The 1050-nt window shown below is 44.6% G+C and carries 1 protein-coding gene; it reads left to right on the top strand.

The window, feature by feature from the left end; translation table 11 throughout:
* On the top strand, nt 1-1007 hold a 1007-nt coding region (locus tag R8N28_RS26985), incomplete at its 5' end, for a GGDEF domain-containing protein (protein WP_318183889.1).
* Nucleotides 1008-1050: the final 43 nt, after the last annotated feature.

Here is a 1050-nt window from a genome sequence, read left to right as displayed (position 1 = left end):
ATCGATTGCAAGTCCCTTTAAACAGCGGAACCGCGTTATTAGAACTCACTATTCTCGCTACCCTGCTTCCTGTCTCCTTTTTGACGGTCTTTCTGTTCAACAAAGATGGATTCGATTCAAAAGCAATGTTCATCTATGTTTTGATGCTGGTGATGTTCATCTTGTGGTCCTACATCATCTTGGCATATTACGTTGATGGTGGCTTTGAGCAATGGACCAGCGGCATTTTGTTCATTGTGCCTAGCGTATCTAAGCTGCCGTTTATTCTTGTTTTGTATTGTGTTGGTATTGTGTGCTTTCTTGGTATTCTGCTGCTGAAAACCAACAAAATCATCCATGCGATGACCTATTCTGCAATGGCTTTGGCCTCCGCGACATTCATCTTCTTTGATGTGCAGTACATTTCCAGCACCATGTTTACGCTTACTGGTCTGCTCATCATCATCTATTCAACCTCGGCGAGTCACCAACTTGCGTTTACTGACAGCCTAACGCAGATTCCAAGCCGCAGAGCATTAGATTTAGATCTAAAACACATGGGCAGAAAATTCACAATTGCAATGCTCGATGTCGACCACTTCAAGAAATTTAACGACACGTACGGGCATGACATCGGCGATGATGTGCTCAAAATGGTGGCTTCAAGATTGATGAAAACACGTGGTGGTGCAAAGGTTTATCGCTTCGGCGGCGAAGAATTCACCATGGTCTTCAAGGGAAAAAACGTTGAAGATTGTCGCCAATATATAGAAGAAGCTCGTAAAGCTATCGCTGAATATGAAATGATCCTCCGTGACAAAGCCTCTCGCCCTGACGATCACAAGCAAGGCCAGCAAAACCGAGGTACCGAAGACATGCAAAGAGAATCGGTATTCGTCACGGCGAGCTTTGGTGCTGCAGACAGCAGAAACGGAAGAGAACCTGCTGAAGTCATCAAACTGGCGGATGCGGCATTGTATAAAGCTAAAAAAGCAGGTCGAAATTGCAACAGAGTGAATCAGAACTAATCACATAAACACATACAACGACCGCACTCAAATAAGTGCGGTC

Source organism: Vibrio sp. Vb1554 (assembly GCF_033344235.1).
This window is presented reverse-complemented; position numbering and strand designations above follow the sequence as displayed.